General features: G+C 75.5%; 23 protein-coding genes. 12 read left to right on the top strand and 11 right to left on the bottom strand.

The genetic code is table 11. From position 1 onward, the window contains the following. The first annotated feature begins 6 nt into the window (after positions 1-6). Both pyrG and AC2TDM_RS10240 read left to right on the top strand, forming a co-directional pair. Positions 7-1815 carry a CTP synthase gene (gene pyrG / locus AC2TDM_RS10245; RefSeq protein WP_484634544.1) on the top strand — a complete coding sequence of 603 codons (1809 nt, stop codon included), beginning with the start codon at positions 7-9 and terminating at the stop codon, positions 1813-1815. Continuing rightward, on the top strand, positions 1812-2444 hold the full coding sequence (locus AC2TDM_RS10240) for an NUDIX domain-containing protein (protein ID WP_484634543.1): 633 nt from the start codon (positions 1812-1814) through the stop codon (positions 2442-2444). The genes pyrG and AC2TDM_RS10240 overlap by 4 nt, the downstream gene beginning before the upstream one ends. Here AC2TDM_RS10240 and AC2TDM_RS10235 read toward each other — a convergent pair. The 3 genes from AC2TDM_RS10235 to AC2TDM_RS10225 form a co-directional block, all read right to left on the bottom strand. Next, a complete protein-coding gene (locus tag AC2TDM_RS10235; protein WP_484634542.1) occupies positions 2434-3447 on the bottom strand; it encodes a COX15/CtaA family protein in 1014 nt (337 codons plus the stop codon). The genes AC2TDM_RS10240 and AC2TDM_RS10235 overlap by 11 nt on opposite strands. Before the next feature lie 88 nt (positions 3448-3535). Next, the gene (locus AC2TDM_RS10230) at positions 3536-4324 is read right to left on the bottom strand and encodes an ABC transporter permease (protein WP_484634541.1); all 789 of its coding nucleotides are present in this window, start codon (positions 4322-4324) and stop codon (positions 3536-3538) included. Then, positions 4321-5277, bottom strand: a complete 957-nt coding sequence (locus tag AC2TDM_RS10225) for an ABC transporter ATP-binding protein (protein WP_090033789.1) — start codon at positions 5275-5277, stop codon at positions 4321-4323. Before AC2TDM_RS10225 ends, AC2TDM_RS10230 begins: the two co-directional genes overlap by 4 nt. A 254-nt stretch (positions 5278-5531) precedes the next feature. Between AC2TDM_RS10225 and AC2TDM_RS10220 the strand changes: the two genes are divergently transcribed. The 8 genes from AC2TDM_RS10220 (at position 5532) to AC2TDM_RS10185 (ending at position 12746) form a co-directional block, all read left to right on the top strand. Next, positions 5532-6296 carry a helix-turn-helix transcriptional regulator gene (locus AC2TDM_RS10220; RefSeq protein WP_090033788.1) on the top strand — a complete coding sequence of 255 codons (765 nt, stop codon included), beginning with the start codon at positions 5532-5534 and terminating at the stop codon, positions 6294-6296. Beyond that, positions 6293-7735 (top strand): Fe-S cluster assembly protein SufB, encoded by a 1443-nt coding sequence (sufB, locus tag AC2TDM_RS10215; protein WP_090033786.1) that lies wholly within the window; start codon positions 6293-6295, stop codon positions 7733-7735. The genes AC2TDM_RS10220 and sufB overlap by 4 nt, the downstream gene beginning before the upstream one ends. Continuing rightward, complete coding sequence (gene sufD / locus AC2TDM_RS10210) at positions 7735-9165, top strand: Fe-S cluster assembly protein SufD (protein ID WP_090033785.1); 1431 nt, start codon at positions 7735-7737, stop codon at positions 9163-9165. The genes sufB and sufD overlap by 1 nt, the downstream gene beginning before the upstream one ends. Then, positions 9162-9497 (top strand): non-heme iron oxygenase ferredoxin subunit, encoded by a 336-nt coding sequence (locus AC2TDM_RS10205; RefSeq protein ID WP_090033783.1) that lies wholly within the window; start codon positions 9162-9164, stop codon positions 9495-9497. Before sufD ends, AC2TDM_RS10205 begins: the two co-directional genes overlap by 4 nt. A gap of 20 nt (positions 9498-9517) precedes the next feature. Continuing rightward, the gene (sufC, locus tag AC2TDM_RS10200; RefSeq protein ID WP_090033782.1) at positions 9518-10276 is read left to right on the top strand and encodes a Fe-S cluster assembly ATPase SufC; all 759 of its coding nucleotides are present in this window, start codon (positions 9518-9520) and stop codon (positions 10274-10276) included. Between the two features lie 114 nt (positions 10277-10390). Beyond that, the gene (locus AC2TDM_RS10195) at positions 10391-11818 is read left to right on the top strand and encodes a SufS family cysteine desulfurase (protein ID WP_373308418.1); all 1428 of its coding nucleotides are present in this window, start codon (positions 10391-10393) and stop codon (positions 11816-11818) included. After that, on the top strand, positions 11815-12348 hold the full coding sequence (gene sufU, locus AC2TDM_RS10190) for a Fe-S cluster assembly sulfur transfer protein SufU (RefSeq protein WP_090033777.1): 534 nt from the start codon (positions 11815-11817) through the stop codon (positions 12346-12348). The genes AC2TDM_RS10195 and sufU overlap by 4 nt, the downstream gene beginning before the upstream one ends. Then, on the top strand, positions 12345-12746 hold the full coding sequence (locus tag AC2TDM_RS10185) for a metal-sulfur cluster assembly factor (RefSeq protein ID WP_090033776.1): 402 nt from the start codon (positions 12345-12347) through the stop codon (positions 12744-12746). Before sufU ends, AC2TDM_RS10185 begins: the two co-directional genes overlap by 4 nt. 84 nt (positions 12747-12830) lie before the next feature. Here the strand turns inward: AC2TDM_RS10185 and AC2TDM_RS10180 are convergent, their stop codons facing one another. From AC2TDM_RS10180 to AC2TDM_RS10160, 5 genes are all read right to left on the bottom strand, one after another. Beyond that, positions 12831-13772, bottom strand: a complete 942-nt coding sequence (locus AC2TDM_RS10180; RefSeq protein WP_090033775.1) for a siderophore-interacting protein — start codon at positions 13770-13772, stop codon at positions 12831-12833. A gap of 105 nt (positions 13773-13877) precedes the next feature. After that, entirely contained in the window at positions 13878-14780 is a 903-nt protein-coding gene (gene ypfJ / locus AC2TDM_RS10175; protein ID WP_090033773.1) for a KPN_02809 family neutral zinc metallopeptidase, read from the bottom strand. A 50-nt stretch (positions 14781-14830) separates the two neighbouring features. Then, a complete protein-coding gene (locus AC2TDM_RS10170) occupies positions 14831-15421 on the bottom strand; it encodes an energy-coupling factor transporter transmembrane component T (protein WP_239078782.1) in 591 nt (196 codons plus the stop codon). A gap of 89 nt (positions 15422-15510) precedes the next feature. Continuing rightward, the gene (locus tag AC2TDM_RS10165; RefSeq protein ID WP_239078798.1) at positions 15511-16212 is read right to left on the bottom strand and encodes an energy-coupling factor ABC transporter ATP-binding protein; all 702 of its coding nucleotides are present in this window, start codon (positions 16210-16212) and stop codon (positions 15511-15513) included. Between the two features lie 17 nt (positions 16213-16229). Beyond that, complete coding sequence (locus AC2TDM_RS10160; RefSeq protein ID WP_090033769.1) at positions 16230-16901, bottom strand: biotin transporter BioY; 672 nt, start codon at positions 16899-16901, stop codon at positions 16230-16232. A 191-nt stretch (positions 16902-17092) separates the two neighbouring features. Between AC2TDM_RS10160 and AC2TDM_RS10155 the strand changes: the two genes are divergently transcribed. Further along, positions 17093-18691: an ABC-F family ATP-binding cassette domain-containing protein gene (locus AC2TDM_RS10155; RefSeq protein WP_090033845.1), complete on the top strand. Its 1599-nt coding sequence runs from the start codon at positions 17093-17095 to the stop codon at positions 18689-18691. Between the two features lie 28 nt (positions 18692-18719). On the opposite strand, the gene AC2TDM_RS10150 is transcribed toward AC2TDM_RS10155, so the two are convergent. From AC2TDM_RS10150 to AC2TDM_RS10140, 3 genes are read right to left on the bottom strand one after another with little or no spacing between them, the layout of a single operon-like run. Continuing rightward, positions 18720-19625, bottom strand: a complete 906-nt coding sequence (locus tag AC2TDM_RS10150; protein WP_090033768.1) for an SURF1 family cytochrome oxidase biogenesis protein — start codon at positions 19623-19625, stop codon at positions 18720-18722. 60 nt (positions 19626-19685) lie between these two features. Then, positions 19686-19949 carry a hypothetical protein gene (locus AC2TDM_RS10145; RefSeq protein ID WP_308439504.1) on the bottom strand — a complete coding sequence of 88 codons (264 nt, stop codon included), beginning with the start codon at positions 19947-19949 and terminating at the stop codon, positions 19686-19688. Continuing rightward, a complete protein-coding gene (locus AC2TDM_RS10140) occupies positions 19946-20275 on the bottom strand; it encodes a DUF3099 domain-containing protein (RefSeq protein ID WP_090033765.1) in 330 nt (109 codons plus the stop codon). Before AC2TDM_RS10140 ends, AC2TDM_RS10145 begins: the two co-directional genes overlap by 4 nt. A 170-nt stretch (positions 20276-20445) precedes the next feature. On the opposite strand from AC2TDM_RS10140, the gene fabG reads away from it, so the two are divergent. Next, positions 20446-21186 (top strand): 3-oxoacyl-ACP reductase FabG, encoded by a 741-nt coding sequence (fabG, locus tag AC2TDM_RS10135; protein WP_090033764.1) that lies wholly within the window; start codon positions 20446-20448, stop codon positions 21184-21186. Positions 21187-21213: the final 27 nt, after the last annotated feature.

Raw genomic sequence — 21213 nt, 5'->3', positions numbered from 1 at the left:
AGGCCCGTGACAGAGCGCGCGCACCGACTCTCCGGGCGGTCGGACTCCCTGACCCGGCACATCTTCGTCACGGGGGGCGTCGCCTCCTCGCTCGGCAAGGGCCTGACGGCCAGCAGCCTCGGGCGGCTCCTGCGCTCGCGCGGGCTGCGGGTCACGATGCAGAAGCTCGACCCGTACCTCAACGTGGACCCGGGCACGATGAACCCGTTCCAGCACGGTGAGGTCTTCGTCACCGAGGACGGCGCGGAGACCGACCTCGACGTCGGGCACTACGAGCGCTTCCTCGACGTGGACCTCATCGGCTCCGCCAACGTCACGACGGGCCAGATCTACTCGCACGTGATCGCCAAGGAGCGGCGCGGGGAGTTCCTCGGCGACACGGTGCAGGTCATCCCGCACATCACGGACGAGATCAAGACCCGCATGCGCGAGCAGGCGGGGGACGACGTCGACGTCATCATCACCGAGATCGGCGGCACGGTCGGCGACATCGAGTCCCAGCCGTTCCTCGAGGCCGCGCGGCAGGTGCGCCACGACCTCGGCAGGGCGAACGTCTTCTTCCTGCACGTCTCGCTCGTGCCGTACATCGGCCCGTCGGGCGAGCTGAAGACGAAGCCCACCCAGCACTCCGTCGCCGCGCTGCGCAGCATCGGCATCCAGCCCGACGCGATCGTCCTGCGGGCGGACCGCGAGGTGCCGGAGTCCACGAAGCGGAAGATCGCCCTCATGTGCGACGTCGACGTCGAGGGCGTCGTCACCGCCAAGGACGCGCCGAGCATCTACGACATCCCCCGCGTGCTGCACGCCGAGGGCCTGGACGCGTACGTCGTCCAGCGCCTCGCGCTGCCCTTCCGCGACGTCGACTGGCGGCTCTGGGACGGCCTCCTCCAGCGGGTCCACGAGCCCGCGCGGCAGGTGGAGATCGCGCTCGTCGGCAAGTACATCGACCTGCCCGACGCCTACCTGTCCGTGACGGAGGCGCTGCGCGCGGGCGGCTTCCACCACGACGCGAAGGTCGTCCTGCGCTGGGTGCGGTCGGACGACTGCGACACGCCCGAGGGCGCCGAGCTCGCGCTGGGCGGCGTCGACGCCGTGCTCGTCCCCGGCGGCTTCGGGGTGCGGGGCATCGAGGGCAAGCTGGGCGCCCTGCGGTGGGCGCGCGAGAACCGCGTGCCGACCCTGGGCATCTGCCTCGGCCTGCAGTGCATGGTCATCGAGTACGCCCGGAACGTCCTCGGCCTGCCGCAGGCCTCGTCGACGGAGTTCGACGAGGGCACCCCGGACCCGGTCGTCGCCACGATGGAGGAGCAGCTGGCCTTCGTCGGGGGCGCCGGCGACCTGGGCGGGACGATGCGCCTCGGCGCGTACGACGCCGTGCTGGAGCCCGGCTCCGTCGCGGCCGCCGCGTACGGCAGCACGCACGTCTCCGAGCGCCACCGCCACCGGTACGAGGTCAACAACGCCTACCGCGGGCGGCTGGAGGAGGCGGGCCTCGTCATCTCCGGCACGCTCCCGGACCGGTCGCTCGTGGAGTTCGTCGAGCTGCCGCGGGACGTGCACCCGTACTACGTCGCGACGCAGGCGCACCCGGAGTTCAAGTCCCGTCCGACGCGGGCGCACCCGCTCTTCGCAGGCCTCGTCGCCGCGGCGATCACCAGGTCGAGCATGCCCTCGGGGCGGCGGGCGGCGGCCGACGCGGCATCCGCGCCCGACGCGGCATCCGCGCCCGACGCGGCATCCGCGCCCGACGCGGCACCCGCGGCCGGCAGCCCGGCCGAGGGCCTGGAGCCGGCGGCCGCGAGCGGGCAGGCGTGAGCGCGGCGGACGCCGCCGTCCCCGACGCCGGGACGGCGGACCGCCCGTCCGAGCGCCCGGTCGTCGAGCACCGCACGGTGCACGCCGGGCGGATCTTCGACCTCGTCGCCGACGTCGTCGACCTCGGCGACACGCAGGTCACGCGGGAGTACCTGGCGCACCCCGGCGCCGTGGCGGTCGTCGTGCTCGACGACGACGACCGCGTCCTCCTGCTCGACCAGTACCGCCACGCCGTCCGGCAGGAGCTCTGGGAGCCGCCGGCCGGGCTGCTCGACGTCGCGGGGGAGGACCCGGTCGCCGCGGCTGCCCGGGAGCTCGCGGAGGAGGCCGACCTGCGCGCCGCCTCCTGGTGGCGGCTGACGGAGATCTTCTCCACGCCGGGGTCCTCGAGCGAGCGGATCCAGCTGTTCCTCGCGCGCGACCTGTCGCCCGTGCCGGAGGCCGAGCGCTACGCCCGCGTCGACGAGGAGGCCACGATGCGGCCCGTCTGGGTGCCGCTGGACGAGGCGGTGGCCGGCGTCCTCGCGGGACGCCTGCGCTGCCCGACGACGGTCGTCGGCGTCCTGGCGGCCGCGGCGGCCAGGGCCGGCGGTTGGACGGACCTGCGTCCCGTCCGGCTCAGCGCGTGAGCAGCGCCGGGTCGTCCACGACGGGCGACCCGGCACCGGCGCCGAGCGCCCCGCGGGAGCGGCACGCCCCCACGAGACGGGTGACCCCCGCGGTCAGCAGCGCCGCGCCGATCATGTGCAGGTTCACCAGCGCGATGGGCAGCCCGGTGAAGAGCTGCACGTAGCCGACGAGCGCCTGCGCGAGGGTGACCGCCATCAGCACGAGCCCCGTGCGCAGGGGCCGTGCGGCGCCGTCCCGCCGCAGCCGCAGCAGCACCGCGACGAGCAGGGCGACGAACACCCACACGCTCGCGGCGTGCACACGCGCGGTCAGGTACGGGTCGACGGCGAACCGGTAGCCGAGCTCGTCGTCGCCGGAGTGCGGCCCGGCTCCCGTCACGACGACACCCAGGGCGAGCACGACCGCGGTGACGACGCCGAGGGCCGCGACCAGGCGCCGCGTGGTGCTGTCGACGAGGGGGACGGGTGGCGCGTCGCCCTCGTCGTGCCGGACGAGCAGCCAGGCCGAGGCGACGACGAGGACCATCGAGATGAGGAAGTGCAGCCCCACCACCCAGGGCGCGAGGTGCAGGAGGACGGACACGCCGCCGACCACGGCCTGCACGACCACGCCGAGCAGCGGGGCGGCGCCGAGGCGGCGGTAGGGACGCGTCCGCGTGCGGTCGGTGCCGACGAGCAGCAGCACGGCGAGGGCCGCGGCGCCGACGACGAAGGTCAGCAGCCGGTTGCCGAACTCGACGCCCTGGTGGAAGGGCGCGGGTCCGTGCGCGACGGGGACGAAGCTGCCCGGCTGGCACTGGGGCCAGGTGACGCAGCCCAGGCCGGAGCTCGTCAGCCGGACGAGCCCGCCCGTGGCGACGATGCCGATCTGGGCGACGAGGTTGACGAGGAGCACGCGGCGCGTCCAGGGGCGGAAGCGGTCGACGCGGGCGCCGACACGGGTGCTCACCCGGTCGAGGACCCGGGGGACGAGCCGGTCGCGGGCAGGGGCGGGCGTGCTCACGGCGTCAAGGATAGGCGCGGCCCCGCAGTGCCCGGCGGGACCGGCAGGCGCCGCTCAGGTGGCCGGCCCGTGCCCGGTCGACGCCGGCTCAGGACCAGCGGAACAGCCGCGCCGCGGCGGCGACGAGCAGGGCCGCCCAGCCCGCCAGCACGGCCAGCGGCGCCACCGCGACCCGGCCCTCGACGAGCGCGACGCGCATCGCCTCGCCCAGCGCCCCCGACGGCAGCCAGGCGGCGACGGCCGCGAGCCCCGGCGGCAGGTCCGCCAGCGGCACGACGACGCCACCGGCGAGCGCGAGCAGCAGGAGCAGGAGGTTCGCGACGGCCAGCACGGCCTCCGCGCGCAGGGTGCCGGCCACCAGGAGCGCGAGCGCCACGAACGCGACCGTCCCCAGGACGGCGGCCAGCAGCGCGGGCAGGACGCCGGCCGCCGCCGGCCGCCACCCGAGCGCGAGCGCCGTCGCCCCGATCACCAGGAGCTGCACGGCCTCGACGACGAGGACCCCGCCGGCCTTGCCGAGCAGCAGGCCGGGCCGGCCCAGCGGCGTCGTGGCCAGGAGCCGCAGCACCCCGTTGCGCCGGTCGAAGGCGGTGGCGATGGCCTGCGAGGTGAAGGAGGTGGTCATGACGGCCAGGGCCAGCACGCTCGGCGCCAGCACGTCGACGCGCGCCGCCCCGCCCGTGCCGATCTCGACGAAGGAGCTGCGGGTGAGCCCGACGAGGAGCAGCACCGGGACGACGAGCGTGACGAGCAGCTGCTCGCCGTTGCGCAGCACGGCCCGCGCCTCGAAGGCCGTCTGCGCCAGCACCCGCCGCGCGGCGGGGGCGGCGCCGGCGGCCCGGGGCGCCGCGGGCGTGGACGGGGCGGTCGTCGTCATCGCAGGCTCCGGCCGGTGAGGTCGAGGAAGACGTCCTCGAGCGTGCGACGACCCACGACGAGGCTCCCGACGAGGACGTCGCGGCGGGCGAGCTCGGCCGTCACCGCGGCCACCGCGACCGGGTCGACGGGGCCGGTCACCGTGAGCGTGCCCGCGGCGGGCGAGGCCACGGCGAACGCGCCCCCGACGACACCTGCCAGGTCCGCCGGCTGCACGGGGCCCGCGATGCGCAGGACGAGGGTCCGCTCGTCGGCGCGCCCGGCGGAGCCGCCCGGGGCCAGGCCCGCGCCGGTGGTGAGCTCGGCGACCGACCCCTGCGCCACGACGCGGCCGCCGTCGACGACGACGACGTGGTCGGCCAGGTCCTCGGCCTCGTCCATGAGGTGCGTGGTCAGCACGACCGCCACGCCCTCGTCGCGCAGCTCCCGCACGAGGTCCCACACGGCCCGGCGCGACTGCGGGTCCATGCCGGCGCTGGGCTCGTCGAGGAACACGAGCTCGGGGCGGCCGACGAGCGCGGCGGCGAGCGCGAGGCGCTGGCGCTGCCCGCCGGACAGCCGGCGCACCGTCGTGCGGGCGAAGGCGTGCAGGCCGAGGCGCTCCGCGAGCTCGGCGGTGCTGCGCGGCGCCGCGTACATGCGGCTCACGTGGGCCAGGACGTCCTGGGCGCGGGCACCGGTGGGCAGGCCCCCGTCCTGCAGCATGACGCCGACCCGGGGCCGCAGCGCCGCACCGTCGGTGACCGGGTCGAGGCCGAGCACGCGGACCGTCCCGCTGTCGGGACGGCGCAGGCCCTCGCAGCACTCGACGGTCGTGGTCTTGCCGGCGCCGTTGGGGCCGAGGACGGCCGTGACCGCACCGCGCCGGGCGACGAGGTCGAGCCCGTCGACGACGGGCCGGGCGCCGTAGCGCTTGACCAGGCCGCGGACCTCCACGGCGGGGGAGTCGTGCACGAGCGGGCAGTCTAGGCGGGGCGCCCCTGTCCTCGGTGACGGCGCGGGCACGGGCGCGCGCCGCGCTCAGGCGCGGCCCCGGCAGAGGCCCCGTCCGCCGGGGCCGTGCTGAGGGCGTCCCCCGGCGGTGAGGGCGACCTTCCTTGCGGGGATGGATTTCGGCAACAAGGATGTTGCGAAATCGAGGGCGCTGGTGCGCCCGCGCGGACGCCCCCGGTCAGGACGGGCGGCACGAGGACGGCGACGGAGGTGGCATGACGAGCACGGCGACGGCGATCCCGACGGCCGCCACGGTGGCCGCCACGGCCACGACCGCGGCCCCCACCACGCCCCACGACGCCGACGCGGGCACGCGTCGCCGTGTCCTGCAGCTCGTCGCGTCCGAGGGCCCGGTCTCCGCGCCCGAGCTCGCCGCGGCCCTGTCCCTCAGCGCGGTGGCGGTCCGCCGGCACCTCGGCACGCTCGAGCAGGGCGGTCAGATCGAGGTGCACCGCACGCCCGCCGCCGGCCCGGCCGGACGCCGCGGCCGGCCCGCCCGGCGCTGGATCGTGACCGAGGACGGGCAGACCGTCCTGTCGCAGCGGTACGCCGAGCTCGCCTCGTCGGCCCTGCGGTTCCTCGTCGAGACCGGCGGGCCCGACGCGGTCGAGGCGTTCGCCGAGCACCGCGCGCGCCAGCTCGAGGCCCGGCTCGCCCCGGCGGTCGCGGACGTCTCGCTGCCGGTCGGCGACCGGGTGGCGGCACTGGCCGACGAGCTGACGGGCCACGGCTACGCCGCCAGCGCCCGGCCCGTCCCCGGCGGCGCCGCCGTCCAGCTCTGCCAGGGCCACTGCCCCGTGCAGGACGTGGCCCGCGAGTTCCCCCAGCTGTGCGAGGCCGAGGCGCGCGGGTTCTCCCGCCTCCTCGGCGTCCACGTCCAACGCCTCTCGACCCTGGCGGGCGGGGGCCACGTCTGCACGACGAGCATCCCGACCCGCATCCCGATCCCCGCGCGACGCACGGAAGGACCCCTCGCATGAGCGCACCCACCCAGGACGCCGCACCCCAGGCGATGACCCAGGACGAGACCATCGCGTCCCTGGGCACGTACGGCTACGGCTGGCACGACGAGGACCTGGCCGGCAGCACCGCCCGGCGCGGGCTGTCGGAGGAGGTCGTCCGCAACATCTCGGCGCTGAAGAACGAGCCCGAGTGGATGCTGAAGACCCGCCTCAAGGGCCTGCGCCTGTTCGACAAGAAGCCCATGCCCTCGTGGGGCGCGGACCTGTCGGGCATCGACTTCGACAACATCAAGTACTTCGTGCGGTCCACGGAGAAGCAGGCCACGAGCTGGGAGGACCTGCCCGAGGACATCCGCAGCACGTACGACCGCCTGGGCATCCCGGAGGCCGAGAAGCAGCGCCTCGTCGCCGGCGTCGCCGCGCAGTACGAGTCCGAGGTCGTCTACCACCAGATCCAGGAGTCGCTGGAGGCGCAGGGCGTCATCTTCGTCGACACCGACACCGGTCTGCGGGAGTACCCGGAGCTGTTCGAGCAGTACTTCGGCTCGGTCATCCCGCCCGGGGACAACAAGTTCGCCTCGCTGAACACCGCGGTGTGGTCGGGCGGCTCGTTCGTCTACGTGCCGCCGGGCGTCCACGTCGAGATCCCGCTGCAGGCCTACTTCCGCATCAACACGGAGAACATGGGCCAGTTCGAGCGGACGCTCATCATCGCCGACGAGGGCTCGTACGTGCACTACGTCGAGGGCTGCACGGCGCCGATCTACCAGAGCGACTCGCTGCACTCCGCGGTCGTCGAGATCATCGTCAAGAAGAACGCCCGCGTCCGCTACACGACCATCCAGAACTGGTCGAACAACGTCTACAACCTCGTGACGAAGCGGGCCACGGCGGCCGAGGGCGCCACCATGGAGTGGGTCGACGGCAACATCGGGTCCAAGGTGACCATGAAGTACCCGGCCATCTACCTCATGGGTGAGCACGCGCGCGGCGAGACGCTGTCCATCGCCTTCGCCGGCGAGGGCCAGCACCAGGACGCCGGCTCGAAGATGGTGCACGCCGCCCCGCACACGTCCTCGTCGATCGTCTCGAAGTCCGTGGCGCGCGGCGGTGGGCGCACGTCCTACCGCGGGCTCGTGCAGATCCTCGAGGGCGCGCACCACAGCGCGTCCAACGTCCTGTGCGACGCGCTGCTGGTCGACCAGATCTCCCGGTCGGACACGTACCCCTACGTCGACGTCCGCGAGGACGACGTGTCCATGGGCCACGAGGCGACGGTGTCGCGCGTGAGCGAGGACCAGCTCTTCTACCTCATGTCCCGCGGCATGGCCGAGACCGAGGCCATGGCGATGATCGTGCGCGGGTTCGTCGAGCCCATCGCGCGCGAGCTGCCCATGGAGTACGCCCTCGAGCTGAACCGCCTCATCGAGCTGCAGATGGAAGGGGCCGTCGGCTGATGACGACCACCACGAACACCCCCGCCACGACCCGCGCCCCCCGGACGCCGGCGGCCCTGTCCGACGAGGTCGCGCTGCCGCTCGAGCACGGCGCCGCCATCTCGGACACCGCGCACTCCCACGGGCCGGGCGCCGTGCCGGAGGCGTCGCGCGCGGAGCGCCGCACGTCCTTCGACGTCACCGACTTCGCCGTGCCGACCGGGCGCGAGGAGGAGTGGCGGTTCACGCCCGTCGACCGGCTCGCCCCGCTGTTCGCCGCGTCGTCCGACGGCGTGCTCGACGGCCACGGCGTGCTGACGACCGTCGTCGAGGCGCCGGAGGTGCGCGTCGAGGTCGTGGAGCGCGACGACGCACGGCTCGGCACGGCCGGCGTCCCGGGGGACCGGGCCGCCGCCGTCGCGTGGGCGTCCTTCGACCGCGCCACGGTGGTGACCGTCCCGCAGGGTGCGGTCGCCTCGCAGGTGACCTCGGTCCGCGTCGAGGGCGTCGAGGGCGCCGGCACCCGGGCCCCGTCACTCGAGCCGACCGCGGCGCACCTGCTCGTGCACGCGCAGCCGCTGTCGCAGGCCACCGTGCTGCTCGACCACGTCGGGCACGCCGCGCTCACGGAGACGGTCGAGATCGTCGCCGAGGACGGCGCGCACCTGACGGTCGTGTCCGTGCAGGACTGGGCGGAGGGCTCGGTGCACGCGGCCTCGCACCGGCTGCGGCTGGGTCGTGACGCGACGGTCAAGCACATCGTCGTGACGCTCGGCGGCGACGTCGTGCGCGTCACGCCGGACACGGAGTTCACGGCCGAGGGTGCGTCGGTGACCAAGCTCGGCCTGTACTTCGCCGACGCCGGCCAGCACCAGGAGCACCGGCTCTTCGTCGACCACGCCGTCCCGAGCTGCACCTCCCGCGTCACCTACAAGGGCGCGCTGCAGGGTGAGGGCGCGCACACCGTCTGGGTCGGCGACGTGCTCATCCGGGCGGCCGCCGAGGGCACCGACACGTACGAGCTGAACCGCAACCTCGTGCTCACCGACGGCGCCCGCGCGGACTCCGTGCCCAACCTCGAGATCGAGACCGGCCTCATCGAGGGCGCGGGCCACGCCAGCGCCACGGGTCGGTTCGACGACGAGCAGCTGTTCTACCTGCGCTCGCGCGGCATCCCCGAGTCCGACGCCCGGCGCCTCGTCGTGCGCGGGTTCTTCGCGGAGCTCCTGCACGAGATCGGCGTGCCCGAGGTCGAGGAGCGCCTGCTCGCCTCCATCGAGTCCCAGCTCGAGCGCTCCATGAGCGAGCTCGTCGGCTCGACGACGGTCGCGACGGACGCCGGCGACGCCCTGCCCGGCGTCGGCCTCCTCGTCGAGAACGAGCCCGTCGCCGCCACCGCGGCGCCCGGCACGGCGGAGGCGGCGGCCGGCGACGCGGAGACCCGCGCGTGACCGCTCAGCACGTCTGCGACACCGCCGACCTGGCTCCCGCCGAGACGCTGCGCGTCGAGCTCGACGCGGCCGACGGCACGTCCGTCGAGGTCGCCGTCGTCCGCGACGAGGACGGCGACTGGCACGCGATCAGCGACGTCTGCTCCCACGGCCAGGTCTCCCTGGCCGAGGGCGAGGTCGAGGGCTGCGCCGTGGAGTGCTGGCTGCACGGGTCGAGCTTCGACCTGCGCACCGGCAAGCCGCTGGGCCCGCCCGCGATCCGCCCCGTCCCCGTCTACCCCGTGACCGTCGACGGCGAGCGCGTGCTCGTCGACGTCGACGCCCCGCTCTGACCCCCCGGAGGAACCCCGAGATGTCCACCCTGGAGATCCGCGACCTGCACGTCAGCGTCGAGACGAAGGAGGGCGCCAAGCCCATCCTGCGCGGCGTCGACCTCACGATCGGCAGCGGCGAGACGCACGCGATCATGGGCCCCAACGGGTCCGGCAAGTCCACGCTGGCCTACTCCATCGCCGGCCACCCGAAGTACACGATCACCGGCGGCACGGTGACGCTCGACGGCGAGGACCTGCTCGCCATGTCCGTCGACGAGCGCGCCCGCGCGGGCCTGTTCCTCGCGATGCAGTACCCCGTCGAGGTGCCGGGCGTGTCCGTGTCGAACTTCCTGCGCACCGCGAAGACGGCGATCGACGGTGAGGCGCCCGCGCTCCGCTCGTGGGTCAAGGACGTGCGCGGCGCGATGGACAACCTGCGCATGGACGCCGCCTTCGCCGAGCGCTCGGTCAACGAGGGCTTCTCCGGCGGCGAGAAGAAGCGCCACGAGATCCTCCAGATGGAGCTCCTCAAGCCGCGCTTCGCGATCCTCGACGAGACCGACTCGGGCCTCGACGTCGACGCGCTGCGCATCGTGTCCGAGGGCGTGAACCGCGCCAAGGCGACGACCGAGGTCGGCGTCCTGCTCATCACGCACTACACACGCATCCTCAAGTACATCCAGCCCGACTTCGTGCACGTCTTCGTCGACGGTCGCGTCGCCGAGGAGGGCGGGCCCGAGCTCGCCGAGCGCCTCGAGAACGAGGGCTACGACCGCTTCCTCACGGCAGCGGTCTGACGCGCGGGGCGCGGCCGACGGCACCCGTCGGCCGCGCCCGCCCGCACCTCGCCGGTCCCCCCGGGACCCGTGCGACCCCGCAGCACCTGCTCGATCCCCAGGAGGGGGCCCGACGTGACCAGCACGATCGATGCCGCGACGCCGTCCGTGGGCGACGCGACGCACCCCGACGGCACCGACGCGGCCGCGCCGCCCCGTCGGCGGCTGAGCGCGGCCGAGCTCGCGGCGGTCCGGGCGGACTTCCCCCTCCTGCAGCGCACGCTGCGCGACGGCAGGCCGCTGGTGTACCTCGACTCGGGGGCCACCTCCCAGAAGCCCGACGTCGTCCTCGACGCCGAGCAGGACTTCTACACCCAGCGCAACGCCGCCGTGCACCGCGGTGCCCACCAGCTCGCCGAGGAGGCGACGGAGGCCTTCGAGGCCGCGCGCGAGCAGGTCGCGCGGTTCGTCGGGGCCGACCCGGGCGAGATCGTCTGGACGTCGAACGCGACGGCCGCGATCAACCTCGTCGCGTACGCCATGGGCAACGCCTCGCTCGGCCGCGGCGGTGACGCCGCGCGCCGGTTCGCGCTGGCCCCCGGCGACGAGATCGTCGTGACGGAGGCCGAGCACCACGCGAACCTCGTGCCGTGGCAGGAGCTCGCGGCCCGCACGGGCGCCGTGCTGCGCTGGATCGGCGTGGACGACGAGGGCCGGCTGCGGGTCGACCAGCTCGACGAGGTGGTGAGGCCCCGCACGAAGGTCGTGGCCTTCTCGCACGCCTCGAACGTCACCGGCGCGGTCACCCGCGTGGCGCCCTTCGTCGCGCGGGCCCGCGAGGTCGGGGCGCTCACGGTGCTCGACGCCTGCCAGTCCGTGCCGCACATGCCGGTGGACCTGCACGCCCTCGGCGTCGACTTCGCCGCCTTCTCCGGGCACAAGATGCTCGGCCCGACGGGGGTGGGCGCGCTCTACGGCCGCCGCGAGCTGCTGGAGGCCATGCCGCCCGTCACCACCGGCGGCTCCATGGTCGAGGTCGTGACGATGGAGGCCACCACCTACGCGCCGCCCCCCGGGCGGTTCGAGGCGGGCACGCAGATGGTCTCCCAGGCCATCGGCATGGGTGCCGCGGCGACCTACCTGGCCGAGCTCGGCATGGACGCCGTCGAGGCGCACGAGCAGCACCTCACGCAGCTCCTGCTCGACGCGGTGGCCTCCGTCCCGGGCGTGCGGCTCATCGGCCCGGCGGACGCGCGCGAGCGCCTGGCGACGGTCGCGTTCGTGGTCGACGGCGTGCACGCGCACGACGTGGGGCAGGTGCTCGACGACGCCGGCGTGGCCGTCCGCGTCGGCCACCACTGCGCCCAGCCCCTGCACCGGAGGTTCGGCGTCGCCGCCACGGCCCGCGCCACGGCGGGCGTCTACACCAGCGAGGCGGACGTCACCGCGTTCCGGGAAGCACTGGCGGGGGTCCGGGCGTTCTTCGGTCTGGAGGACGCGCCCGACGACGCGTCCGGCGGCACGGCAGGCACAGACGGCAGGACGGTGGTAGGAGCACGATGAGCAGCTCGATGGAGCAGCTGTACCAGCAGGTCATCCTCGACCACGCGAAGTTCCCGCGCGGGCGGGGGCTCCCGGCCGACGGCCTCGGCCCCGTCGGCGCGTCCGCGACCGCGGTGCTCGACCACGGCACGTGCGCCGCCCAGTCGCACCAGGTCAACCCGACCTGCGGCGACGAGGTGACGCTGCGCGTCGACCTCGACACCAGCGGCACCCGGCCGGTGGTGTCCGGCGTGGCCTGGGAGGGGCAGGGCTGCTCGATCAGCCAGGCGTCCGTCTCGGTGCTGCACGACCTCGTCGTCGGCGCCGACCTGGGCCGGGTCGACGAGCTCGCCGGGCACTTCCGCCTCCTCATGCAGTCCCGCGGGCAGGGCGTGGACGAGGCCACGGAGGAGGAGCTCGGCGACGCCGCGGCCTTCACCGGCGTGTCCCGCTACCCCGCCCGCATCAAGTGCGCCCTGCTCGGCTGGGCAGCCCTCAACGACGCCCTCATCCGCACCGGCGCCACCGTCCCGACGAAGGAGCCCGCATGACGACCACCGACCCCACCGCTGCCCTCGGAGCGGACGAGGTCGCCACGGCGACCGCGGCGCCGTCGGTCCCATCCGCGCCCGCCCCAGCTGGTGCCGCCACGGCTGCCGACGTCGAGGAGGCGCTGCACGACGTCATCGACCCGGAGCTCGGCATCAACGTGGTCGACCTCGGGCTCGTCTACGGCGTGGCCGTCGACCAGGGCGCCGCGGTCATCGACATGACCCTGACGTCGGCGGCCTGCCCGCTCACGGACGTCATCGAGGACCAGTCGGCCCAGGCGCTCGACGGCCTCGTCGACAGCTTCCGGATCAACTGGGTGTGGATGCCGCCGTGGGGCCCGGAGAAGATCACGCCCGACGGCCGCGAGCAGATGCGCGCGCTCGGCTTCAACATCTGAGGGCCTCTCTCCACGACGACGACGCGCCCCGTCCCTCCGGCCGGGGCGCGTCGTCGTGCTGGGAGTCGGCGACGGGCGGGCGGGTCAGGCGCCCTCGCTGCGCCCCTCGCGCCAGTAGCCCATGAACGCCACCGACCGGCGGTCGACCCCGCAGGTGGCGACGAGGTGCCGGCGCAGCGTCTTGATCGCGCACGCCTCGCCGGCCAGCCACGCGTACAGCGCGGCCGAGTGCTGCAGGGGAGCGCCCTGGTCGTCGACCGGCACCTCCCACAGGATGCCGTGGTCGACGTCCACGTCCTCCAGCTCGAGCCCGGCGGGCACGGGCGCCTGCCCAGGCATGAGCCGGGCGCACGCGGCCTGCACCGCCGGGACGAGGCGTGCGCCGTGCGCGGCGCCGTCGCGCGGCAGCCACCGCACGGTCACGCCGTCGGGGGCGTCGTGGGGCAGGACGTCACCGGCGCAGGGGACCTCGAGCAGCGCCTCTCCGCGGGCGTCGCGCGGCAGCCGCTCCAGGACGGAGCAGATGGCGGGCACCGCGGTCTCGTCGCCGGCGAGGAGGAGGCGGTCGGCACGGGGCGGCGGGACGAAGTCGACGCCGCCGTAGGGGCCGCCGTGCAGCGCGTCGGGGCCGAGGATCACCAGCGGGTCGCCGGGACGGGCGGCACCGGCCCAGCGCGACGCCGGCCCGAGGTCCCCGTGCAGGACGACGTCCACGTCGACCTCGCGGCTCGCCTGGCGCACGGCCCGCACGGTGTACGTGCGGATCGGGTGGCGGTCGTCGTCGGGCAGGTCGCGCCACTGGGCGTACCAGTCCCCGCCGCGCGGCAGCCGCTCGTAGCCGCGGTCCGCCAGCGGGAGGAAGAACTTGATCCGCTGGTCGAACCCGTTGTCCGCGAACTCGTGCAGGTCCGGGCCGGTGAAGGTGAGGCGCCGGAAGCTCGGGCAGAGCTGGGTGACCCGCGCCACCTCGACGTCGAACAGCCGGAACGGCAGGTGCGTCGAGGGGGTGGCCGTGGTGACGGTCATGGCCTCACCGTACGCGGAAGGTAAGCCTTACCTCAACCATGTTCGGTCACGTCACAGCGCACGTCACGGCGCACGTCACAGCGCACGCCGCGGAGGGCGGCGCCGTCAGGGCGTCTGCACCGCGAAGGTGTCGCAGGCCTGCAGCGAGCCCTGCTCGTACCCGACGGTGAACCACCGCTGCCGCTGCTCGCTCGAGCCGTGCGTCCAGGTGTGCGGGTCCACGCCGCCCGACTGCGCCTGGATGTGGTCGTCGCCGACCGCGGCGGCCGCGCCCAGGGCGTCCTGGAGCTGCTGGGTGGTGACCGGCTCGAGGAACGTCACGCCGGTGTCGGGGTCGACGGTGGTGGCGGCGTCGCCGACGAACATGCCCGCGTAGCAGTCGGCCTGCAGCTCGAGCCGCACGGAGTCCGACGAGGCCCCGGTCCCGCTGCGGTCGGCGGCGTCGAAGGTGCCGAGCACGTTCTGCACGTGGTGGCCGTACTCGTGCGCCGTCACGTAGATCTCGGCCAGGGGGCCGTCCTGCGCGCCGAACCGGGAGGCCAGCAGGTCGTAGAAGCCCAGGTCGAGGTAGATCGTCTGGTCCGGCGGGCAGTAGAAGGGCCCGGTCGAGGCCGAGGCGGGGCCGCACGCGCTCTGCGTGCCCTCCTGGAACTCCACCGCCTCCGGCACCGGCAGGTCGGCCGCAGCGGTGCCGGCGAGCGCCGTGGGCCAGTACGCGTCGAGGGCCTGCAGGGTCGCCGACAGCCGGCAGTCCCGCTGCGTGTTCGCCTGCTCCGCCGTGCAGGCGCCGAGCTCCGTGCTCTGCTCGACCCCGCCGCCGCCCCCGGCGGCCCCGCCGACGGCGTTGAGCACGTCCCCGACGCCGCCGCCGTTGAGCAGCACGACGAGCGCGACGACGACGAGGCCGCCCACGCCGCCGCCGACCGCGATGCCGCGCCCGCCGCCGCCGCCCCCGCGCCGCGACTGCACGCGACCGCCCTCGAACTGGCCGCCCTCCTGGAACGTCATGCCGGGAGCGTAGGCCGGACCCGGGGGCCCCGCCCGGGCGAGGGACGCCCTCAGTCCTCGCCGAGGCCGCGGGCCGCGAGGGCCTCGCCCGTCGCGCGCGCGTGGGCGACGACGCGCACCGCCGCCGGCACGAGCAGGGCCCGCGGGTCGCGCTCGAGGCCGCGGGCCCGGGCGGCGTCGCGCGTCTCCAGCGTCGTGGCGACGAGCAGCGGCACCGTGCGCAGGGTGAGGGCCACCGCCAGCGCCACCGTCTGCGGCGCCAGGCCGACGTGCCGCAGCGGCGTCGCGGCGCGCACGAGCGCGTCGACCAGGCGGTCGGTCGGGGTGGTGGCCTGCACGACGAGGGCCCCCACGACCACCGCCAGCAGGTCCGCCGCGACCTCCACCGCGGCGCCCGCCCCGCGCGACCACCACGCCCACCCCCCGGCGAGCGCGGCGACGACCAGGAGGGGCACCAGCGCCCGCAGCGTCGGCCGCACCCGCAGCCGGGCCAGCCCGTGCGCCCCCACCGCCGCCGCGAGCAGGGCGACCGCGGTCAGGGGCCCGCGCGGCACGACCGTGAGCACGCCGAGCGCGACCAGCGCGAGGAGCTTCGGGCCCGCCGGCGCCCGGTGCAGGGGCGAGCCCCCCGGCTGGTGCACCGACAGCGGACCGGCCCATGCGGGGCGCAGGGGACCCCTCCCGGCGCCTCCTCCGGCAGCACGCCGGCGCGCACGTCCTCCTCCGCGGCCTACCCGTCGACGCCGCACACCACGTCCCGGTAGTGCGCGACGCCCTCCGCGGCGTCGCCGTCGAAGACGATGCGGCCGTCGTCGACGACGAGGACCCGGTCGGCGCGCGCCGCCGCCGCGAGGTCGTGCGTGACCTGCACCACCCGCTGCGGCAGCCCCTCGAGCAGCGCGTCGACGTGCCGGCGCCAGCGCAGGTCGAGGAGGGTCGTCGGCTCGTCGGCGACGAGCAGCGCGGGCTCCACGGCCAGCACGCCCGCCAGGGCCAGGAGCTGGCGCTGCCCGCCGGACAGCGCCTGCACGGGCGTGTCGGCGCGGTGGGCCAGCCCGAAGCGGGCGAGCACGGCCCGGGCCTCCGCCTCCCGCGCGCGGGCGTCCGGCAGCCGGCGCCGCAGGGAGAGGGCCACGTCCTCCAGCGGCGTGGGCAGCACCACCTGCGCGGCGGGGTCGGTCAGGAGGAAGCCGACGCGGCGGCGCACGGCGGGCCCGTCGGTGTCGGTGTCGAGGCCGTCCACGAGGACACGTCCCCGGCTGGGCAGCACGAGGCCGTTGAGCAGCCGGGCCAGGGTCGACTTGCCCGACCCGTTGGCCCCCACGACCGCGACCCGCCGCTCGGTCAGCCGCAGCGTCACCGGCCCGAGCAGCCGCACGACGGGCGCGTCCGCGGCGGCCGAGGCGTAGGCGGTGACGAGGACGTCGTCCAGCTCGACGACGCCCTCGGTCAGGGCCGCGCCGCCCCCTCGACTCCCGGCGCACCGGCGGCACGGCGCGCGGGCAGCAGGTCGGGGAAGGCGCGCAGGACGGCGGCGGCCACGACCGCCGCGAGGACGACCTTGGCCACGTCGCCCGGCAGGAAGGTGAGGTCGAGCGCGGCGGCCTCCCGCCACCCCAGCCCGAGACGGGCGTGCAGGCCGGCGATCCCCGCGGGGTGGTTGACGAGGAGCGTGCCGGCCAGGCCGGCGAGGACGAGCCCGGGGACGGCGCCCAGCCGCCGCAGGGCCGCTCGGCGGCCGAGCCCGGCGACGGCCGCCAGCAGCGGGAACGTCACGAGGTAGCCGACGCTCGGCCCCGCCAGGGCCCCGAGCCCCGACGCGCCCTGCGCGAAGACCGGCAGCCCCGCCAGGCCCAGCGCGAGGTACAGCAGGACGGCGAGCGCGCCGCGCCGCGACCCGAGCACGAAGCCGGCGAGCACCACGGCGAAGGTCTGCAGCGTCACCGGCACGTCGAACGGCGTCGGGATCGCCGGGACGACCGTGCAGACCACGACGAAGGCGGCGAGGACCGCCACGAGCGCGAGGTCCTGCGCGAGCGTGCGGCGACGCGCGGCCGGCGCGGGCAGGGCCGCCTCGGCCGGGAGGGCGGTCCTGCTGGCCCGCGGGGGAGGGGTCGACATGGGCGTCAAGGTAGCCGGTCGTAGACTCCTCACCGGTGGTGCCCACGGACAGGATCCGGGCCCGCCCGTGGTGCGGAGACGCCAGCCCGCCCCGGCGGCAGCCGCACGTCGTCCCGACAGCCGTCCTGATCGTCGTCCTGACCTCCGGCGAGGAGGTCGACCCGCCGCGCCCGCGGCACCCGAGGAGCCCCGTGATCGTCGCCACGTCCGTCGAGATGCGCATCGGCGCCCGCGTCCTGCTCGAGCCGACGAGCTTCCGCGTCGCCGCCGGGGACCGCGTCGGCCTCGTCGGGCGCAACGGCGCGGGCAAGACGACGCTGACGAAGACGCTCGCGGGGGAGACGCAGCCGACAGGCGGGACCATCACGGCGTCGGGGGAGATCGGCTACCTGCCGCAGGACCCCAGCAGCGGCGACCTCGACCAGCTCGCGCTCGACCGCGTCCTCTCGGCCCGGGGGCTCGACGCGATCCTGCGCGCGATGCGCGAGACCGAGGCGGCGATGGCGAGCACCGACCCCGTCGTGCAGGAGCGCGCCCTGGAGCGGTACCCGAAGCTCGAGGCGCGCTTCGTCGCCGGCGGGGGCTACGCCGCCGAGAGCGAGGCGCACCGCATCACCGCGAACCTCGCGCTCGACGACCGCGTGCTGTCCCAGACGCTCGGCACCCTGTCCGGCGGGCAGCGCCGCCGCGTGGAGCTCGCGCGGATCCTGTTCTCGGGTGCCGAGACCCTCCTGCTCGACGAGCCGACGAACCACCTCGACGCCGACTCCATCGCCTGGCTGCGCGACTACCTCAAGGGCTACTCCGGCGGGTTCGTGGTCATCAGCCACGACGTCGAGCTGCTGCGCGCCACGGTGAACAAGGTGTTCCACCTGGACGCCAACCGCAGCGCGCTGGACCAGTACGCCCTGGGCTGGGACGCGTACCTGCAGCAGCGCGAGACGGACGAGAAGCGCCGCCGCCGCGAGCGCGCCAACGCCGAGAAGAAGGCCGGCGTCCTGCTCGCGCAGGCCGCGAAGATGGGTGCCAAGGCCACGAAGGCGACGGCCGCCCAGAACATGGCCCGCCGTGCTGAGCGCCTGCTCTCGGGGCTCGACGAGGTGCGCGTCTCGGACAAGGTGGCCCGCCTGCGCTTCCCCGACCCGGCGCCGTGCGGCCGCACACCGATCACCGCCGCCGACCTGTCGAAGTCCTACGGGTCGCAGGAGGTGTTCACGGGCGTCGACCTGGCGATCGACCGGGGCTCGCGCGTTGTCGTGCTCGGCCTCAACGGCGCCGGCAAGACGACGCTGCTGCGGATCCTCGGCGGCGTCGAGCAGCCGGACACGGGGGAGGTGCGCCCCGGGCACGGGCTCAAGCTCGGCTACTACGCCCAGGAGCACGAGACGCTCGACCTGGACCGCACGGTGGTGGAGAACCTGCGCTCGTCGGCGCCCGACCTCACCGATACGCAGGTGCGGTCCGTCCTGGGGTCGTTCCTGTTCTCGGGCGACGACGCCGACAAGCCGGCGCGGGTGCTGTCGGGCGGGGAGAAGACCCGGCTCGCGCTGGCCGCGCTCGTCGTCTCGGCGGCGAACGTCCTGCTCCTCGACGAGCCGACGAACAACCTCGACCCGGCCTCCCGCGAGGAGATCCTGGCGGCCCTGCGCGGGTACAAGGGCGCCGTCGTGCTGGTCAGCCACGACGAGGGCGCGGTGGCGGCGCTGGACCCCGAGCGCGTCCTGCTGCTGCCCGACGGCGACGAGGACCTGTTCGGCCCGGACTACCTGGACCTCATCACCCTCGCCTGAGGGCGGCCCGTCCGGGACCGCCGGCACGTCAGCGGCGGTCGCCGCCCTGCAGCCAGGCGTCCACGAGCCGGTCCTCCTCCTCCTCGGCGCGGCCCTCGCGCCGGGGGGCGCGGCGGGCGCCGACGGGACGCGGCTCGGGCGCCGGCACGGGCTCGTCGCCGGCCGGGCCCGGCAGGGCACCCTCCTCCGCCTCCGCGCGCTCGTCCACGAGCTCGCGCCGGGCGAGCAGGGAGAACGACACGAGAGCGCCGAGGGCGAAGACCCACCACTGGAACGCGTAGGACAGGTGGGAGCCGAGGTCGACGTCGGGTGGCGGGAGCTGGCCGAGGGCGTCCGCGTCGGGGGTCGACGCCGTCACGGGGTCGGGACCGGCCTGGGTCCCGAACGCGCCGTAGGCGTCCCCGGCGGCGGGCGCGGGCACCCCCGCGGCGGCGGCGACCGGCGCGACGGCGATGGTCTGCACCTGCCCGGCCGGGGCGGACCGGGTGCCCGCGTCCTCCAGGGGACGCAGCCGGACCGTGAGCGTCACCTCGCCGGTCGGCGCGGCCGGCGCCCGGGCGGCACCGGTCGAGGCCGGCACCCACCCGCGGTCGACGACGAGCAGGGCCCCCGTCGACGCGACCTCCACGAGCCCGAGCACGTGGTACGCGGGGCGTGCCTCGACGGGCCGGTTCCGCAGCAGCACGCCCTCGCCGACGTACCTGCCGACGACCGTGACGGTGCGCCACTGCAGGTCCGGGTCGATGGCACCGCCCGGGTCGACGAGCTGCTCCAGCGGCACGGCGGGCGCACGCCAGTTCGTCTCGACGAGGTCCACCGCGGCGGCGCGGTCGACGTGCCGGTGCCACTGCCAGCGGCCGAGGAACGTGCAGGCCACGGCGAGCGCGACGGCGACCGCGACCAGGCCGGCGGCTCGGCGGCGCGCGGGGCTCATGCCCGCACCGCCCCGCGCGACCGCGTGATCGCCCGCACCACCCGACCGGTCACCATGCCCTCAGGATGCCCCCTCGGGGCGGTCGCCGGGCGTCGGCCCCGCAGGGCCGGGGTCCTCGGGCAGGTCCGCCACGGGGAGCGTGTCGCGGTGGAAGGCCCGCGCGCGGAGGAACTCCTCGAGCGAGCCGCGGTGGTCGTCGCACGCCAGCCACACCTTGCGGCGCTCGGGCGTGTGCAGCCGGGGGTTGTTCCAGCGGACGCCCCAGGACGCGGGTGCCCGGCACCCGCGGGCCGAGCAGGCGAGCGGGGTGCCGTCCCCGCTCACCACCCGCCCTCGAGGACGCGGGTCGGGGCGGGGGCCGCGGCGATCGCGGGCCGGTCCACGGCCGTCGGGCCCTGGCCCGGGTTCTCCCGGCCGGCGTTGGCGAGCAGGACGGCGAAGTAGGGCAGGACCGTCGCGGCGACGATCATGAGGAGCGACGCCCAGACGGGGACGACGTTCCAGGTGACCGCGGCGACGACGAAGCAGACCGCCCGGAGGGACATCTGCCACAGGTAGCGCCGCTGCCGCCGGGCGACGTCCTCCCACAGGGGCTCGGGAGCGGAGGTGATGGACTGGACGGCCTCGTCCGGCCGCTCGCGCTTGGTCACCCGGTGATCGTAGGTCGGTCGCGCTGAGGTACCGCTGTGCCGGACGGCCCCTCAGCAGGTGCGGAGCGGGAACAGGCGGGGGAGGAGTTGTCGCGTTGCGACAAACCGGCGGTGACGACACGGTCCGGGCCGGTACGCCGGGCGACCCGGGCGTCGACTAGCGTCGACGCGTGCCCGAGACGACCTCCGCCCCGCACCCCCCGCACGCCCCCCGCAGCGTCCTCGTCACCGGGGCCGCCCGCGGCATCGGCCGGGCGATCGCGGAGCGGTTCGTCGCCGCCGGGGACCGGGTGGCCACGATCTACCGCGGCGGCGACCTTCCCGAGGGCGTGCTCGGGCTCATCGGCGACGTGCGCGACACCGCCTCGGTCGACGCCGCCTTCGCCGAGGCCGAGTCCGAGCACGGCCCCGTCGAGGTGCTCGTCGCCAACGCCGGCGTGACCCGCGACGGCCTGCTCATGCGGATGTCCGACGAGGACTTCGGCGACGTGCTCGACGTCAACCTCACCGGCACCTTCCGCTGCGTGCGCCGGGCCAGCAAGGGCATGATCCGGCTGCGCCGCGGCCGCATCGTGCTCATCTCCTCCGTCGTGGGGCTCTACGGCGGGAGCGGCCAGGTCAACTACGCCGCCTCGAAGGCCGGCCTCGTCGGCATGGCGCGGTCGGTCACGCGCGAGCTGGGCGGGCGCGGCATCACCGCCAACGTCGTCGCGCCCGGCTTCATCGACACCGACATGACCCGCGCGCTGCCCGAGGCCCAGCAGGAGGTGTACCGGGCGGCCATCCCCGCCGGACGCTTCGCCGAGGCCGACGAGGTGGCCGGCGTCGTGGAGTTCCTCGCCTCGCCCGCCGCCGGCTACATCTCCGGCGCCGTCGTCCCGGTCGACGGCGGCCTCGGCATGGGGCACTGAGCGCCCGCACGACCCGCGCCTCCCGGC

The organism is Cellulomonas sp. plas2 (assembly GCF_057221735.1).
Note: the sequence above shows the minus strand (reverse complement) of the source record. Positions and strands in the feature narration are given on the sequence as shown.